This is a genomic window from Salinivibrio sharmensis (assembly GCF_001995985.1).
GTDB lineage: Bacteria > Pseudomonadota > Gammaproteobacteria > Enterobacterales > Vibrionaceae > Salinivibrio > Salinivibrio sharmensis.
Genome location: NZ_MUFC01000005.1, coordinates 177,718 through 193,066, shown reverse-complemented (window position 1 = coordinate 193,066; position 15,349 = coordinate 177,718). Strand labels below are relative to the sequence as shown.

13 protein-coding genes are annotated in these 15,349 nt (G+C 53.5%); 4 read left to right on the top strand and 9 right to left on the bottom strand.

All coding sequences use genetic code 11. From position 1 onward, the window contains the following. Positions 1-4: 4 nt before the first annotated feature. Genes pilO through BZG74_RS06990 form a run of 3 tightly spaced genes read right to left on the bottom strand, consistent with a single transcriptional unit; the run spans position 5 to position 2,057 of the window. The gene (gene pilO / locus BZG74_RS07000) at positions 5-586 is read right to left on the bottom strand and encodes a type IV pilus inner membrane component PilO (RefSeq protein WP_077771952.1); all 582 of its coding nucleotides are present in this window, start codon (positions 584-586) and stop codon (positions 5-7) included. After that, positions 583-1,164 (bottom strand): PilN domain-containing protein, encoded by a 582-nt coding sequence (locus tag BZG74_RS15995; RefSeq protein ID WP_077771951.1) that lies wholly within the window; start codon positions 1,162-1,164, stop codon positions 583-585. Before BZG74_RS15995 ends, pilO begins: the two co-directional genes overlap by 4 nt. Beyond that, positions 1,161-2,057 (bottom strand): type IV pilus biogenesis protein PilM, encoded by an 897-nt coding sequence (locus BZG74_RS06990; RefSeq protein WP_077771950.1) that lies wholly within the window; start codon positions 2,055-2,057, stop codon positions 1,161-1,163. Before BZG74_RS06990 ends, BZG74_RS15995 begins: the two co-directional genes overlap by 4 nt. A gap of 144 nt (positions 2,058-2,201) precedes the next feature. On the opposite strand from BZG74_RS06990, the gene BZG74_RS06985 reads away from it, so the two are divergent. Continuing rightward, entirely contained in the window at positions 2,202-4,694 is a 2,493-nt protein-coding gene (locus tag BZG74_RS06985) for a penicillin-binding protein 1A (RefSeq protein ID WP_077771949.1), read from the top strand. Positions 4,695-4,777: 83 nt separating this feature from the next. Here BZG74_RS06985 and oxyR read toward each other — a convergent pair whose 3' ends face one another. Next, positions 4,778-5,686 (bottom strand): DNA-binding transcriptional regulator OxyR, encoded by a 909-nt coding sequence (oxyR, locus tag BZG74_RS06980; protein WP_077771948.1) that lies wholly within the window; start codon positions 5,684-5,686, stop codon positions 4,778-4,780. Positions 5,687-5,826: 140 nt separating this feature from the next. On the opposite strand from oxyR, the gene BZG74_RS06975 reads away from it, so the two are divergent. From BZG74_RS06975 to BZG74_RS06965, 3 genes are all read left to right on the top strand, one after another. Next, a complete protein-coding gene (locus BZG74_RS06975) occupies positions 5,827-6,558 on the top strand; it encodes a glutathione peroxidase (protein ID WP_077771947.1) in 732 nt (243 codons plus the stop codon). 52 nt (positions 6,559-6,610) lie between these two features. Next, complete coding sequence (locus BZG74_RS06970) at positions 6,611-8,062, top strand: dihydrolipoyl dehydrogenase (RefSeq protein ID WP_077771946.1); 1,452 nt, start codon at positions 6,611-6,613, stop codon at positions 8,060-8,062. 161 nt (positions 8,063-8,223) lie between these two features. Next, positions 8,224-8,496, top strand: coding sequence for a DUF3624 domain-containing protein (locus tag BZG74_RS06965; protein WP_077771945.1), 273 nt, complete (start codon positions 8,224-8,226; stop codon positions 8,494-8,496). On the opposite strand, the gene BZG74_RS06960 is transcribed toward BZG74_RS06965, so the two are convergent. From BZG74_RS06960 to argC, 5 genes are all read right to left on the bottom strand, one after another. Then, positions 8,493-9,959, bottom strand: coding sequence for an alkaline phosphatase (locus tag BZG74_RS06960; protein ID WP_101494676.1), 1,467 nt, complete (start codon positions 9,957-9,959; stop codon positions 8,493-8,495). The genes BZG74_RS06965 and BZG74_RS06960 overlap by 4 nt on opposite strands. A 215-nt stretch (positions 9,960-10,174) precedes the next feature. Then, entirely contained in the window at positions 10,175-12,055 is a 1,881-nt protein-coding gene (gene argH, locus BZG74_RS06955) for an argininosuccinate lyase (RefSeq protein WP_077771943.1), read from the bottom strand. Positions 12,056-12,090: 35 nt separating this feature from the next. After that, the gene (locus BZG74_RS06950) at positions 12,091-13,302 is read right to left on the bottom strand and encodes an argininosuccinate synthase (protein WP_077771942.1); all 1,212 of its coding nucleotides are present in this window, start codon (positions 13,300-13,302) and stop codon (positions 12,091-12,093) included. A gap of 54 nt (positions 13,303-13,356) precedes the next feature. After that, on the bottom strand, positions 13,357-14,136 hold the full coding sequence (gene argB, locus BZG74_RS06945; protein WP_077771941.1) for an acetylglutamate kinase: 780 nt from the start codon (positions 14,134-14,136) through the stop codon (positions 13,357-13,359). 9 nt (positions 14,137-14,145) lie between these two features. Continuing rightward, on the bottom strand, positions 14,146-15,156 hold the full coding sequence (gene argC / locus BZG74_RS06940) for an N-acetyl-gamma-glutamyl-phosphate reductase (protein WP_077771940.1): 1,011 nt from the start codon (positions 15,154-15,156) through the stop codon (positions 14,146-14,148). Between the last annotated feature and the right edge of the window lie 193 nt (positions 15,157-15,349).

Genomic DNA, 15,349 nt, shown 5'->3' with positions numbered 1-15,349 from the left:
ATGATCAACGACGCCCATCAGGGCCGGTGTAACGGTAGGTGGTGGCTGACACAGACAGCCGTAAGGCATCGGCTGGCGACGCTTGATCACGCGTCAAGATAAAGTTTTGCAATGACACCAAGCGCGTCATTGCCGCGATATCAGCGCTGAATGCGCCAATATCTCGATACTGACCGTGTAAGACAATATCGATGGGAATCGCGTCCAACCATGGCCCCTGCTGACGAGGCTGCCACGCTAAGGTGTCGAAGTTGAGTTGATGGCGCCCACCGACATCGCTAATGCCCGCCAATAACTCAGCGAGCTCTTCTTCCTCAGGTAACTGCGCGATCAGCTGGTTATACTGTTGATTCAACGCGTTGAGTTGCGCTTCGACATCCGGTAACCCAGCCACTTCATGCGCAAGCTTTCGATACTGAGCTTTCAATGGCTGCTCTTGCATGCTCACTCGCTGCCATTGAGCATGCTGAGGTTCAATCACCACAGCCCACATGAGGCCTAAGATCATCCCGCCCAATATTGTCCATACACTCAGTTTGATCCACAGCGGTGCAAAAGGGAGGTGTCGCCAGTCTAATTCGATCACGATGCATCCTCCTCGCCACTTGGCCGTTCGGGGGCCACATACTGGGTAAAGGAAAAGCTGAGCGTGAAACGTTTATTGGGCCCGATCGCCTTGCCATTGGTGACGACTGTCTCTATATCGAGCTCGTCTACGGCTTGGTCCGCTTCCAGTGACGCCAGTAAACGCGCAAGCTCCGCGTTAGAGTGAACCCAACCTTCCAGACTAATACGCTCCGCTTGTTGCGCGATGCGGGTAAGGTACGCCCCAGGAGGCATCACACGAGGAATAAAATTGAGCACGGCAGTCACATTATTACGCTGTTGCTGCAATTGGTTAACTAGCCCCAATCGTGACTGCAACGCACGACGCTGCGTATCTTGTTGCTCAAACTGAGCCAAGGTTTTTTTAAACTGCTTAATACCTTGTTCAAGCTGTTGGTTACGTCCTTGCTGGCTCTCTATCCTATGCTGCTGCACTGTTGTGACCGTCCAGCCAAGCAGGAGTGTTACCACCACGACCATGAGCGTGGTAATGGCGAAAGCACGCTGGTAGCGACGCTGTGCTTGTGCCCGCCACGGTAATAAGTTGATGGCCATCATTGCGCACCTCGCAGAGCCAGTCCAAGCGCCACACAGGCGGGGGCGTTCAAATTTTCACAACCAAACGGCGCGCCGGGGTTGATTAAGTGGCACGCTATCTGGGCGGGAGAGCGCATACTCTCCGGCCAATCACCACTTAACCAAACGCTGGCCTCTGAGTGACGACCAGCTTGAGTCAGGTAGGCCTGATAAGCATGTTCAATGTGTTGGCATAGCACCTGGTGGGACAGGTCACCGGCGTCTGTCTGTCTCGGTGAGGTCAGCGATAAACGTTGCTGATAATCCTCCCCATCGCTGCGTTTTCCGGTTACCGTCAGTGCTTCCGCACATAAATGTAACCAAAGTGGCCAAACACTGGGTTGATGATAGGCCACTAACGCCTTATATAAGACTTGAAGACCATGCTGTTGTCGGTCCACCACACGCACGTTTAGTTTGGCTTGGCGACAGGCAGCGAGGATGGGCGCTAACGCGGATTGGCGACACGCGATCACCTGATAATGTGCGTCTCCAGGCTGCGCCCCGACGTCTTTTTTAGAGAAGTCGAACAGGAGGTCACTGATGTCCATATTGAGTGCTTGGCTTAGTGCCTGCCCGACCGTCGTTTCTTGCTCTAACGGATCATCAACATCCGCCGCCGTCAATGTTTTGCTAATCACAGTGTCATCTTCGACACCAATCACCACAGTCGCCATCCAGCGCTGGTACCAAGGTAGCGGGTCGAGCATGGTTGCTTTCAATGTTTTCATCGACTCAACCAAGCTGTCATCGTGACAGGCTGCTAGTGTGTGCAAGCTTAATACCTGCTGAGTCGTAGATGATGGCTGAATGGCCACCGCATGACTGGTCTGTTGCCCCAAAGCGAGACCTAAAACTGCCGAACTTCGCATCATTTCGTGTTAGGCTCCCAAAACGTCAGCGTGAAGTCAGTATTTATAAAACTGACCGCATCACGGGTTATTTTTAATGCTGGTGCCTTTATACTACTCACGTATGATTATTGAACGGCTCAACGGCAACAGAACGGGAAATCTCAGGTGAAGTTCATAAAGCGTTTGCTTATCTTTGCACTGGTTTGCACAGTGCTTGGAGTCACTACAATCTTTGGGTTTTACCTGTATGTAAAACCTGACCTCCCCGATGTAGCGACACTGAAAAATGTCGAGCTGCAAACTCCGATGCAAGTCTATAGCGCCGATGGAGAGTTGATCTCCCAATTCGGTGAAAAGCGCCGCATCCCCGTCATGCTTGAGGAAATTCCTCAACCGATGATTGATGCGCTAATTGCCACGGAAGACAGTCGCTTTTACCAACACCCGGGTATCGATCCTATTGGTATTGTGCGCGCGGCCGTGGTGGTGGCCATGTCAGGCACCGCCAAACAGGGTGCCAGTACCATCACGCAGCAACTGGCGCGTAACTTCTTCTTGTCTAACGAAAAGCGCATTATGCGTAAGATAAAAGAAATTTTTATCGCGGTGCATATTGAGCAGTTACTCAGCAAAGAAGAAATCCTCGAACTGTATTTTAATAAGGTCTTTTTGGGCTACCGCTCATATGGGGTGGGAGCCGCCGCCCAGGTATACTTTGGCAAAACCCTGGATCAACTGACCTTGAGCGAAATGGCAGTGATTGTCGGCCTCCCTAAAGCGCCTTCGACCATGAACCCCTTGTATTCTCTGTCACGGGCGACAGAGCGACGCAACGTCGTACTAGGACGGATGCTCAAAGAGGATTACATTTCCAACGCGGAATATCAGCAAGCCAAAAATGAGCCTATCGTGGCGAGCTATCATGGTGCTGAAATCGAGCTGTCCGCGCCGTATGTTGCCGAGATGGCACGTGCATGGGCGGTTGAGCAGTTCGGTGACGACGCCTACACGTCCGGTGTGCGTATTTTCACCAGCGTCGATGCCGATAAGCAACGCGCCGCGAATGAGGCGGCAGTGGAAAACATTCTCGCCTACGATCGCCGCCATGGGTTCCGTGGTCCAGTGGCGACCCTATGGCAATCGCCCAGCCAGCGTTGGCAACACCAGCGCATTGTTGACCACCTTGCCAAGCAACCCAGCTACGGCCCCTTAGAGCCCGCCGTCGTCATCGAGGTTCACGCTAAATCGGCACAGGTTGTCGGCCCCAATGGCCGAGAAATCGAACTGCCCTGGAAAGGGCTAGACTGGGCGCGGCCTTATATTACTGATAGCCGCCAAGGCCCAGCGCCCAAGCGTGCTGATGAGTTCCTTGCCAGTGGTCAGCAAGTGTTTATTCGCCAAGTCGATGACAGCTGGCATTTGGCCCAAGTCCCTACCACCAATACTGCACTGGTCTCTATGTCGCCCTCAACGGGGGCCATCAAAGCCTTGGTGGGCGGCTTTAACTTTGTCCACAGTAAGTTTAACCGTGCCACACAGTCGGTTCGCCAAGTGGGCTCAAGTATCAAGCCGTTTATTTACTCTGCAGCCGTGCACGAGGGCATGACACTCGCCACCTTGATTAATGATGCACCGATTAATCGCTGGGATCGCAGTCAAGGCGTGGCCTGGCGGCCGAAAAATTCACCACCACGTTATGAAGGGCCACTGCGTGCTCGCCTTGGACTCGCGCAATCGAAAAACGTGATGGCGGTGCGGGTGCTACGCCGTGTCGGCCTGGATGATACCCTAGATTACCTCACCCGCTTTGGCTTTAAGCGTGATGACTTACCGCGCGCAGAAGCCATCGCACTTGGCGCAGGCAGCTTAACCCCGGTTGAGATGGCACAAGGGTTCAGCGTGTTTGCCAATGGTGGCTACTTTATGGAGCCTTTCATCATTGAGCGGGTCGAAACCCCCTTTGGCGAGGAAATATATCGCGCTAACCCACCAGTGATTTGTGATGATTGTGAGCAGCAAACGGAACAGGCCGATCCGTTTAATGAGCAGAATTTGCTAGAGAACCACGACACCACTACCCAGCGCCATGCCAAGCAAGTGATTGATGAGCAGAACGCGTTTTTGGTGCGTGAAATGATGCAAAGCAATATTTGGGGCGGCGGCGACTGGCGCTATGGCACCGGTTGGAATGGCACCGGCTGGCGCGCACAAGCGCTCAAGCGGCGTGATATCGGCGGTAAAACCGGGACCACCAACGACTCTAAAGACACTTGGTACACAGGTTATGGCCCAGGCATTGTCACCACGGTATGGGTGGGCTTTGACGATCATTCGCGCAAGCTTGGCCGCACCACTCGCAATGCCAATTTGGGCGACGACCGTCAACCTATCCGCGGGGCAGAGTCGGGGGCAAAAACCGCTGAGCCTGCGTGGATTGACTTTATGCAACATGCACTCGCGGACGTCCCTGAACAGGATAAAACCGTGCCACCTGGCATTGTTAAAGTGCGGATTGACCGTGAGACTGGGCTGTTGACTCGAAAAACCGATCATACTTCGATGTTCGAGTACTTTGTAAAAGGGACCGAGCCGACTGAATATGTCTCATCGCAATCTGATGGCAATATTTATCAGTCAGAAACAGAATCCCTGTTCTAACTCAGCTCCGTTGCCATGCTTAATACCGGAAAAAAGCGCCCGCGTCATGCGGGCGCTTTTTATTGCAACGCAAAGCCCAACCGCTAGTGGTGATTACGTTCACTCATCACTGCGGTCATTTGATCATGGATAGCATCAGCCAACTGCTCATAACGTCCTCGTAGCGGTGAGCCAGGACGATAATCGAGGGTGATTTGTCGCGATGGGGTTGGTGAGGTGGTGGGTATATACACCACACCATCTCGCTTATCGGCAGGCACTGATAGCTGCGGCAGCAGGGTGATCCCACTCCCTGCCGCAACCATGTTGCGCAAGGTTTCTAAACTGGTGGCGCGAAAGCGCTGATCTTCACGCGCCCCCACTTTAAAGCAAAAACCCATCGCCTGATCGCGCAGGCAATGACCATCGCCGAGCATTAACAAGGTTTCGCCTTGCAACACATCCAAAGCCACTTCCGCACAATCGGCGAGACGGTGTTTTTCATTGACCGCGAGCAGCATCGGCTCATCATAAAGTGGCAGTTCTTTTAAATGCTGGGTTTCTTCTACAGAGGCCAAAATGATGCAATCGAGCTTGCCCTCTTCCAATTGCTGCACTAACTGCTGGGTCTGACCTTCATGGATAAACAGCTCCAGCTCAGGGAAACGATCACGCAGTAGCGGGATAATTTTCGGCAGCAGGTAAGGGCCGACGGTAGGGATTAAGCCGATATGCAAAGGGCCGGTCATGCTTTCCCCTTGCTCACTGGCCAATTCGGTCAAAATTGTGACCTCCCTCAATACGTTACGTGCCTGTTGTACTAACCTCATACCGGCATCGGTGAATAACACACGACGGCTGGTTCGCTCTAACAAACTCACACCCAGCTCATCTTCCAGCTTGCGAATTTGCCCGCTTAAGGTCGGCTGGCTGACAAAGCAGGCTTCGGCCGCTTTACGAAAGTGTCGATGTTCGGCCAAGGCGACCAAGTACTCTAAGTCACGAATGTTCATCTTTGTCTCTTCTATAGAGGATAGCTATCAAAACCATAGCATTAAGCGATTAGAGCTATCAATTGCAATCGGTAATACTGATCCCATCAAAACGCGGCGACACATTCGCCCACAAACTTAAATCAAGAAAGGACATCACCATGACAGCAACAAAAGAAGGTCAGCCAGTACCACAAGTAACATTCCGCACTCGCGAAGGCGACCAGTGGAAAGACGTTACCACCGATGACATCTTTGCCAATAAAACTGTAATTGTATTCAGCCTGCCAGGGGCGTTCACCCCAACCTGTTCGTCATCGCACCTGCCGCGCTATAACGAGCTATATCCGGTGTTCCAACAATACGGCGTTGATGACATTGTCTGTGTGTCGGTCAACGATACCTTTGTGATGAACGCGTGGAAAGCCGACCAAGACGCTGACAACATTCATGTCCTGCCTGACGGTAACGGCGAGTTCACCGATGGCATGGACATGCTGGTCGACAAAAACGATCTTGGCTTTGGCAAACGTTCATGGCGCTACAGCATGCTAGTGAAAAACGGCGTGGTCGAGAAAATGTTTATCGAACCCAACGAGCCGGGCGACCCGTTCAAAGTCTCTGATGCCGACACCATGCTGGGCTACATCGCCCCTGAGCACAAACTGCAAGACTCGATCACCGTGTTTAGCAAACCAGGCTGCCCATTCTGTGCCAAGGCCAAACAAGCCCTGATCGACGAAGGTCTTCAGTTTGAAGAAATTATTCTTGGCAAAGATGCTACCACGGTTTCTTTGCGTGCAGTGAGCGGTCGCGCCACCGTGCCACAAGTATTTATCGGTGGCCGTCACATCGGTGGCAGTGAAGAGCTCGACACCTATTTGAATCAGTAATTCGCTGTTTGGGCGGCCTCCTTGCCGCCCGTTATTTTCCCAGGAGAAAGCAATGAAAACATTAACGGTTGATGTGGCTGTGATTGGTGGCGGAACCGCCGGACTCGGTGCTTATCGCGCAGCCAAAGCGCATACGGATAACGTGGTGATGATTGAAGGCGGCCCCTATGGCACCACGTGCGCGCGGGTTGGCTGCATGCCTTCCAAACTGTTAATTGCGGCGGCTGAAGCGGCACATCATATCGACAAAGCACCCGGCTTCGGTGTGTATCCCGGCGGCACCACGGATATTAATGGCCGTGAGGTGATGGATCGGGTGAAACGCGAGCGTGACCGTTTTGTCGGCTTTGTACTGGAAAGTGTCGATGACATTCCCGCTCAAGACAAAATCGACGGCTATGCGCGCTTTGTGGATGATCACACCTTAATGGTTGGCGATCACACCACCATCCATGCTGATCGCATCGTGATCGCGACAGGTTCGCGTCCAAGCTGGCCGTCCGCTTGGGATCACCTTGGCGATCGTTTAGTGGTCAATGATGATATTTTTGAATGGGACGATCTGCCTGACTCGGTTGCGGTATTTGGCCCGGGTGTGATTGGCCTAGAGCTAGGACAAGCGCTGCACCGCCTCGGGGTCGAGATGACCATGTTTGGCGTCGGCGGCCAAGTGGGCCCGCTGACCGATCCGGACATCATGGCGTATGCCAATCGCACCTTCAGTGAGGAGTTTTATCTCGACGCCGATGCCAAGGTGGAAGAGATGGTGCGTGAAGGCGATAAGGTGCAAATCCGTTATCGTGATAAAGAGGGTGAGAGCCAACTGCGCTGGGTCGACTATGTGGTTGCCGCCACCGGTCGTCGCCCCAATGTCGACAAGCTAAACCTTGACGCGACCAGCATCAAAGTGGATGCCCGCGGGGTGCCGGTTGCCGATAGTTACACCCTGCAAACCACGGCGCCGCACATTTTTATTGCCGGTGATGCCAGTAACCAAATTCCGTTGCTACACGAAGCGGCTGACCAAGCGCGCATTGCCGGTGACAACGCCGGACGCGGTAAAGATATCCGTGCCGGATTGCGCCGCAGCAAACTCTCTGCGGTCTTCTCCGACCCGCAAATTGCGATGGTGGGCGAAAGCTACAAAGCAATTACCGACCGTCTCGGTCCCTGCGGCTGCTTTGAAACCGGCGTGGTGTCGTTTGAAAACCAAGGCCGCTCACGGGTGATGCTGCGCAACAAAGGCTTGTTACACGTGTATGCCGAACAAGGCACTGGACGCTTCCTTGGCGCTGAAATAATTGGTCCGAACGCTGAGCACTTGGCCCACTTGTTGGCATGGGCACATCAAAATCAAATGACCATTTCGCAAATGTTGGATATGCCCTTCTATCACCCAGTGATTGAAGAAGGGGTACGTACCGCGCTGCGGGATGTGAATGCCAAGCTCAAACTCGGCCCTGAAATGATCAAACACTGTATGGACTGTGGCCCAGGCTGCTAATCCACTGCCCTTTTCGCCGATTTTCGGCGCTTTACAGGCACTGCCTGTTGCTTCCCCAAGCACTTGCTTACCTTTTTGCCCTCCTGATTGGAGGGCTTTTTTGTATCCGGCGGCCCACTGCGCCACAATAAGCTATCGCTACTACCGACCAAGAGAAACGCATGGCTTGCAAATACTGTCAGTCCGCGATTTGGCAACAAAAACTAGGACGCTGTACCCGTTGTATGAAACAACTGGCCGCCATGTGCGCGCTACTTTGGCCACTTTGGTGGTGGGGCTATGCCGACACGCCACAGCAGGTGGAGTCGATTGCCTTGTTGTTCGCCGCCGGTAGTGCCAGTGTACTACTCACCCTGCATGTAGTGATTTATCCGTTTCGGCGCAATAAAAAACCCGCGCCAGAGCGCGGGTCATCCAGCCATCAAGACGATTAATCGGCCAGATCCGTGGCTTCGTTAATCACATGGAAAATGTAGTTTTGCTCCACGGCACCTTGGAATAACCACGCCATCGGCCCACGCGCCATGATGGCCACATCTTCACCGGAGTGGGTTTCCGAACCGAGCTTAATCAAGGATTGCTGTTTGTAATCCAGCTCACGCACCTGCCCTTCTTGCAAGTTTTCACGCTCACCTTTGACCGCACCCGGGCCGTTGCCATAGGTGATGGTGGTATAGGTTTTACCAAAATCATCCTGATTCAAGCGCCCTTTTTGGCGCGATAAACCCAGGATCGGATTGCCCCTCTCGGCGTAACCGTTCATCACCATGGTATGGGCATGGTCGGCGGTGACAATGATCAGGGTATCTTCTGGGTTGGTTTTCGCTAAGGCCACTTTAATGGCATCGTCGTAAGCCAACGTATCTTCTAACGCTCGCGCAGCGTTGCCCGCATGGTGAGCATGGTCGATACGTCCGGCTTCCACCATCATCACATAGCCGTCTTTGTTGCGGCTAAGCATATCGATCGCCTTGCTGGTCATGTCCGCCAATGATGGCTCATCTTGACTTTCACGGCGATCCGCTTCGTATTTCATGTGGCTGCTTTCAAACAAACCAAACACGCGTGAGGTGGTCGCCGGATCGATGGCATCAAAACCGGATTTATCGAAAATGTATTGACCATCAGGGTGACGGGTTTGCCATGCCTCAATCAGGTTGCGTCCATCTTTACGCTTGCCCTTTTTGCCCTCAGGATCGACGCTATCGGCAGGAATAAATTCACGCCGTCCGCCACCGAAAGCCACCTGAAATCCCTCACCAGCATCAAAGTCGACAAACTGGCTGGCGATATCGGTACAGCCTTGGTTTTTGGCAATGTTGGGCAACTTGCTATCGTTCTCCCAGTTGCGATCCGCACTGTGCGCGTAGGTGGTGGCTGGGGTGGCGTGGGTTAAACGGGCGGTTGAGATTAAACCTAATGCTTTGCCCTTCTCGCCCGCCATTTCAAATAAGGTTTTTGCTTCGTTACCCTTGGCGGTACTGCAAAAACCACGCTGAACATTATCGTCAACACTGATGATCCCCGCTTTGGTTTTCACCCCAGTGACCATAGCGGTGGCGGTCCCAGCCGAGTCAGGGGTTTGCATGTCAGTGTTATAGGTTTTGGCTAGCGCAACATGCGGCAGGCTTTCCATGCCAAGGCGGTTTTCCTCACCGGTTTGTCCTTGCTTCTGGCCCTGATAAATCCGCGCCGCGGTGATTGTCCCCACACTCATGCCATCACCGACAAAGAGGATCACGTTTTTGGCTTTGCCCGTAATAGGTGGGTTCGCTTTAGCAGCCGCCAAGGCGGCTTGCGCGTCTTGGTACCATACGTCGTTTTGCTGAGGCACTGCCGCGTGCGCAGTTGCCGCTACTAAGGCTGAGGCCACTGCGGCCGTAAGGATTGTCTTCACCACAAAGTCTCCATTATTAACGAGAATGCGCGGGCATGATGGTCATTGCGCGTGACGCTTCTGTGACAAACCGTACAATGTAACAATTTGTAAGCAGCTAATTTTGATGAACTTTTTATGACGAGGACACAAAAAAAGCTGCGACTTAATCAGCTCGCAGCCTAAGGGAGGAATAACGACAACGCTTATACCGTCAGGTTATAGACAGTGCCACCCTACTCCAATGCAGAGAAGGTCGAGATTGTCGCCGGCCCAGCAATGTTATAGGTCAGAGCCACTTCGTCACAGGCGTGAAAGCGCGGACAGATTTCACAATCTTTCATCACTTTCTCAGGCAACTGCGATTTCGATACCGGGGTAAAGCCTAATTGGGTGAAAAACTCGGGCACCCGAGTAAGAACAAAGACTTGCTCGATCGCCATCTGCTTGGCTTTTTTAATCAAGTGCATCATCAACGCGGTACCGTGGCCTTGGCGTTGCCAACCTGCTTCAACCCCCAAAGAGCGAATTTCTGCCAGCCCTGAGTCGTAAATATACAGCGAGCCGCAGCCGGTCAAATCGCCTTGATGCTCGGAGACCGCAAACAGGCCAATATTGCGCACCAATTCATGGCGATCACGGGGTAAGTTCTCCCCCAGCTTCGCCCAGTACACCACCATGCCTTCGATGGTATCGAGGTCGGTGAGCCTTGCCGAGCGCACCGTGACTTTAGGGGTAAAGCGCTTATCCAAACGCTTTTGCGCTTCTTGAATGGCAAAGCTAACCTGCTCGGGCGCGACCCCACCGAGTGCCCGACGTTGGGCCAAGCAGGATTCAATCGTGAGCATGGCATACACATCGTCTTCAATCACCGGTGAGAATTGCTGCAAGGTGGCGAGCGGTAAATCTTCGAGTCCACAGCCTTGCTCAATAGCAGACACCACCGCCACGCCCACAATATGGTGCGCTTCACGGAACGGGATCCCTTTACTCACCAAATAATCGGCCAACTCAGTGGCGTTGGCATGCCCTTGCTGCGCCGCTTGCAAGGTTTTGTCTTTGTGAATGGTGATACCTTCAAAACACAAGGCAGCCATATCCAAGCAGTCATGCCACGTGTCCATCGCATCGAAGAGCCCTTCCTTGTCTTCTTGCATGTCCTTGTTGTAGGCCAGTGGCAAGGCTTTGACTGTCATCATCATCGCCGACAAGGTGCCATACACGCGGCCGGTTTTGCCGCGGATAAGCTCTAACGCATCGGGGTTTTTCTTTTGTGGCATCAGCGATGAGCCTGATGTCACCGTATCGGCCAGCTCGATAAACCCAGACTCGCCCGAGTTATAGAAGATCATATCTTCAGCCATCCGTGATAAATGCAGCATCGAAACCGACGCCGCAGACAGCATTTCCATCACATGATCACGGTCCGAGACTGAGTCAAGGCTATTACGGGTGGCCCGCTCGAAGCCCAGTTGTTGTGCCAAGGCATCGCGGTCAATCGGGTACGCGGTACCCGCCAGCGCACCGGATCCTAACGGGCAGGTATCCAGACGATTAAGCGCATCTTGTAAGCGGGTGGTGTCGCGCTCAAACATCTCCAGATAGGCCAAACACCAATGGGCAAAGGTCACTGGCTGAGCACGCTGCAAGTGGGTGTAGCCGGGCAGCACGGTATCATGGTGCTGACTGGCCACATCCACCAGCTGCTGCTGAAGCTTGTCGAGAGACAGCAAGATTTGCTGGCCTTGCTGGCGACACCAGAGTTTGAGATCCGTGGCGACTTGATCGTTGCGCGAACGCCCAGTATGCAGCTTTTTGCCCAAATCCCCGACTTTGTCGATCAGTTGCTGCTCAACCCAGCTGTGAATGTCTTCGGCCTCTGAGCTTAAGATTTGCTTGGGGTTTTCCATCACCGACAACTTGAGCTCATTGAGCGCGAGCTCCAATTGCTGTTGCTCGTCATCACTCAGCACGCCCACTGAACGCAAGGCTTTCGACCAAGCAATGGAGCCCACAATGTCTTGCTCTGCTAGGCGATAGTCAAAGCGCAGTGAATCATTAAACGCTTGAAACCGTTTGTCTGCTGCTTGACTAAAGCGTCCGCCCCATAATGCCATGCTGTCTCTCCTTACTGCTCACGATGCTTTTTTAATTAGGATTGTTTTTGTTTGTTCAGTGTCCGAATCCGGCTCGACAGCGAATACAAACGGATAAAGCCTTCGGCATGGCTGTGATCGTAGACATCATCATCACCAAAGGTGGCAAAGTCTTCCGAATACAGGCTATTGGTCGAGCGCTTTTGTACCACAGTCGCTTGCCCTTTATAGAGCTTGATCACCACCTCGCCCTTTACCGGCGCGGCGAGGGAATTAGCCGCGGCAACAATCGACTGGCAAAGCGGAGTAAACCAACGCCCATCATAAATCAGGTGAGACGCTTTTAAACCGAGCTCCTCACGGAACTGATAACTCTCTTTATCCAGCACCAATTGCTCAACACCACGCAGCGCTTCCATAATGATGGTGCCCCCCGGGGTTTCATAGCAGCCGCGGGATTTCATCCCCACCAAACGGTTCTCAACAATATCAATCCGTCCTACCCCGTGGGCTGCGCCTTTGTCGTTCAGCAGCGTCAGCACGTCATAAGGTGACATGGACTCACCATCAACCGAGACCACTTCCCCACTTTGTACTCCCAAGGTGACAAACTCGGGCGTATTGGGCGCCTCTTCCGGTGCCACTGTCCATACCCAGCAATCTTGGTTGGCAGCAGTCCACGTATCTTCCAGTACACCGCCTTCGGTTGAGACGTGCCAAGCATTGGCATCACGTGAATAAATTTTCTCAAGGCTCGCTGTACAGGGAATATCACGGGCGGCCAAGTAATCGAGCAAGGCTTCACGACTGGTGAGATCCCACTCCCGCCACGGCGCAATCACTTTCAGTTGCGGCGCCAGCGCGGAGAAGGTGCTCTCAAAACGAACCTGATCGTTCCCCTTGCCGGTACAGCCGTGGCAAAGTGCATCCGCTCCAACCTCAAGGGCGCACTCCACCTGTGCTTTGGCAATGATCGGACGCGCCATCGAGGTACCTAGAAGGTATTTACCCTCATACACCGCACCGGTTTTCAGGCTGGGATAAATATACTCCGCCACCATTTCGTGTTTCAGATCGGCGATAAAACACTGTGATGCCCCGGAGGCAAGCGCTTTTTGCTCAATGCCTTCGAGCTCTTGTTCGCCTTGACCGACATCGGCAACAAAGGCCACCACCTCACAGTCATAGTTTTCTTTTAGCCATGGAATGATGGCCGAGGTATCCAATCCACCCGAATAGGCCAGTACAACTTTATTTACCTTGCTCATCTTGCTCTCCTTAAATCCTAAATCGACGGTTTCGTCGCGTCGTTATACGTCTTATTAACTGGCGCTAAACCGGGTACCGATTTGCTGGCCATCGAATAGTTGCGTGAGTTTTTCTGGGTAACGCCAGGTGGCAATCTCCACCGGTTTACCCAGTTCGCGGGCGGCGGCAAAAGCGGCGTTGACCTTGACCACCATGCCATCGGTGATCACGCCTTTTTCCATCAAGTGCTGCGCATCTAACTCGGTCAGGCAAGGCAGCAAGTGCCCTTTGCCGTCTAATACGCCGCTGACATCCGATAGCAACACCAGCTCAGCACCTAGCGTGGTTGCCACCGCTACCGCCGCTTGGTCGGCATTGACGTTCATCAGCTCACCTTGGTCACTGATGCCAATCGAGCTAATAATGGGGACACAATCCGCGGCCAATACCGCCTGCAACAGGCTAGGATCACCGGCGCTGGCTTCCCCCACTGCACCTAGCTCAGGGTCCAGCTGGCTGACCTGACACAAGCCGCCATCGGCCAAGCTCAAGCCACAGCTTTTAATCTTCGCCTTACGCGCTTCGGCGAGTAGCAGCTTATTCGCCGTCCCGGCTAAGGCACCGGTGACATAGTCAATCTGGTCGACTGGTGTGACCCGTAAGCCTTGTTTTTTCACACTGGTGAGGGCGAGTTTTTTCAACAGTTCATCAACTAAGTAGCCGCCACCGTGCACCAGCACTAAAGGGCGCTCAGCCTCACTGCGGTAGGTGTTCATCGCGCCGAAAACCTTGGCGAGGGTCTCGCTGCAGCTCAGTGCCGCGCCGCCTAACTTAATCACTAATGGCGTTTTCATCCGTTTCTCCTAGACAATCGCTGTGGTTTCGGCAAAGCCAAACTTAAGGTTTAAACACTGCACGGCTTGGCTGGCCGCGCCTTTAAGTAAGTTATCAATCGCACTGGTGAGGATCAGGTGCCCATGCGCGGCCTGATAGCCTATGTCGCAAAAGCCGGTGTATTGCACCGCTTGTAGCTTGGCCACCTCACCGGCTGGGAGAACCCGTACCAGCGGCGCCTCTTGGTAAGCCTGGGTCAGTGCCTGCCCCACCTCCGCTTCACTAACACCTGGCGCTAATTTGGCGGTAATGGTGGCAAGAATGCCGCGTTTGTAGCTGCCAAGGTGCGGGGTGAAAATCACCGGCGTATCAAGGTGTGAGGCAATCTCTGGCTGATGACGATGAGAAAACACCCCGTAGGCATGCAGGCTCACTTCGCAAAAACTGTTGGTCAGACTCGCTTTGCGCCCTGCGCCCGTCACGCCACTGGTGGCATTGATCACCGGCCACATTTGTTTATCCAACAAGCCTGCATCCAGCACGGGTTTGAGCGCTAACTGGCTGGCGGTGGGATAACATCCCGGCACGGCGACCAGCTGCGCTGCCGATAATGCTTCCTGTTGCCACTCCGCCAAGCCATACACGGCTTGCGCCAGCCATGTCGGTGAGTGATGCGAAAAGCCGTAATTGGCCGGATAAAAATCGGCTTGATTGACCCGATACGCCCCCGATAAATCAAACACCACGCAACCCTGGGCAAGGAAAATCGGCGCCAATTCATGACTGACCGCATGCGCGGTGGCTAAAAACACCACATCGGCTTGCTTGGCGACATCCTGTGGCGAGGACAGCGGCATCAGTGGCATATCCACCACGCCACGCAGTTGACCGTGCAACGCGCTCACAGGACGATTAGCGTCTTCACTGCCTGCCGAGACATATAAACCGGCCAAGTGCAATTGTGGATGGCGATGGACAAGGGCGACAAGCTCGGCTCCTGTGTAGCCACTGGCACCGACAATAATGGTGTTAAGTGTCATGGGTGTCTCTCTTTATAGGTGTTTAAGGCGTGCTGCGGGGCAGCAGAGTATCGAGGGCGTAGCCGATAGCCACGCAAAGCAGGCTAGCGTCGTCGAGCAGAAAGGGCGTTGTGTTTGGCTGCGAGTGGCATCATGGTCAACTCTCAAAAAATATTTTTATTCATAAATAGTGAATGGTTATTTTTTATCGCAT

Coding starts and splice junctions, on each gene's coding strand:
- BZG74_RS15995 (WP_077771951.1), bottom strand. CDS start 1,164: ATGATGGCCATCAACTTATTACCGTGGCGGGCACAAGCACAGCGTCGC.
- BZG74_RS06990 (WP_077771950.1), bottom strand. CDS start 2,057: ATGATGCGAAGTTCGGCAGTTTTAGGTCTCGCTTTGGGGCAACAGACC.
- oxyR (WP_077771948.1), bottom strand. CDS start 5,686: ATGAACATTCGTGACTTAGAGTACTTGGTCGCCTTGGCCGAACATCGA.
- BZG74_RS06975 (WP_077771947.1), top strand. CDS start 5,827: ATGACAGCAACAAAAGAAGGTCAGCCAGTACCACAAGTAACATTCCGC.
- BZG74_RS06970 (WP_077771946.1), top strand. CDS start 6,611: ATGAAAACATTAACGGTTGATGTGGCTGTGATTGGTGGCGGAACCGCC.
- BZG74_RS06965 (WP_077771945.1), top strand. CDS start 8,224: ATGGCTTGCAAATACTGTCAGTCCGCGATTTGGCAACAAAAACTAGGA.
- argH (WP_077771943.1), bottom strand. CDS start 12,055: ATGGCATTATGGGGCGGACGCTTTAGTCAAGCAGCAGACAAACGGTTT.
- BZG74_RS06950 (WP_077771942.1), bottom strand. CDS start 13,302: ATGAGCAAGGTAAATAAAGTTGTACTGGCCTATTCGGGTGGATTGGAT.
- argB (WP_077771941.1), bottom strand. CDS start 14,136: ATGAAAACGCCATTAGTGATTAAGTTAGGCGGCGCGGCACTGAGCTGC.
- argC (WP_077771940.1), bottom strand. CDS start 15,156: ATGACACTTAACACCATTATTGTCGGTGCCAGTGGCTACACAGGAGCC.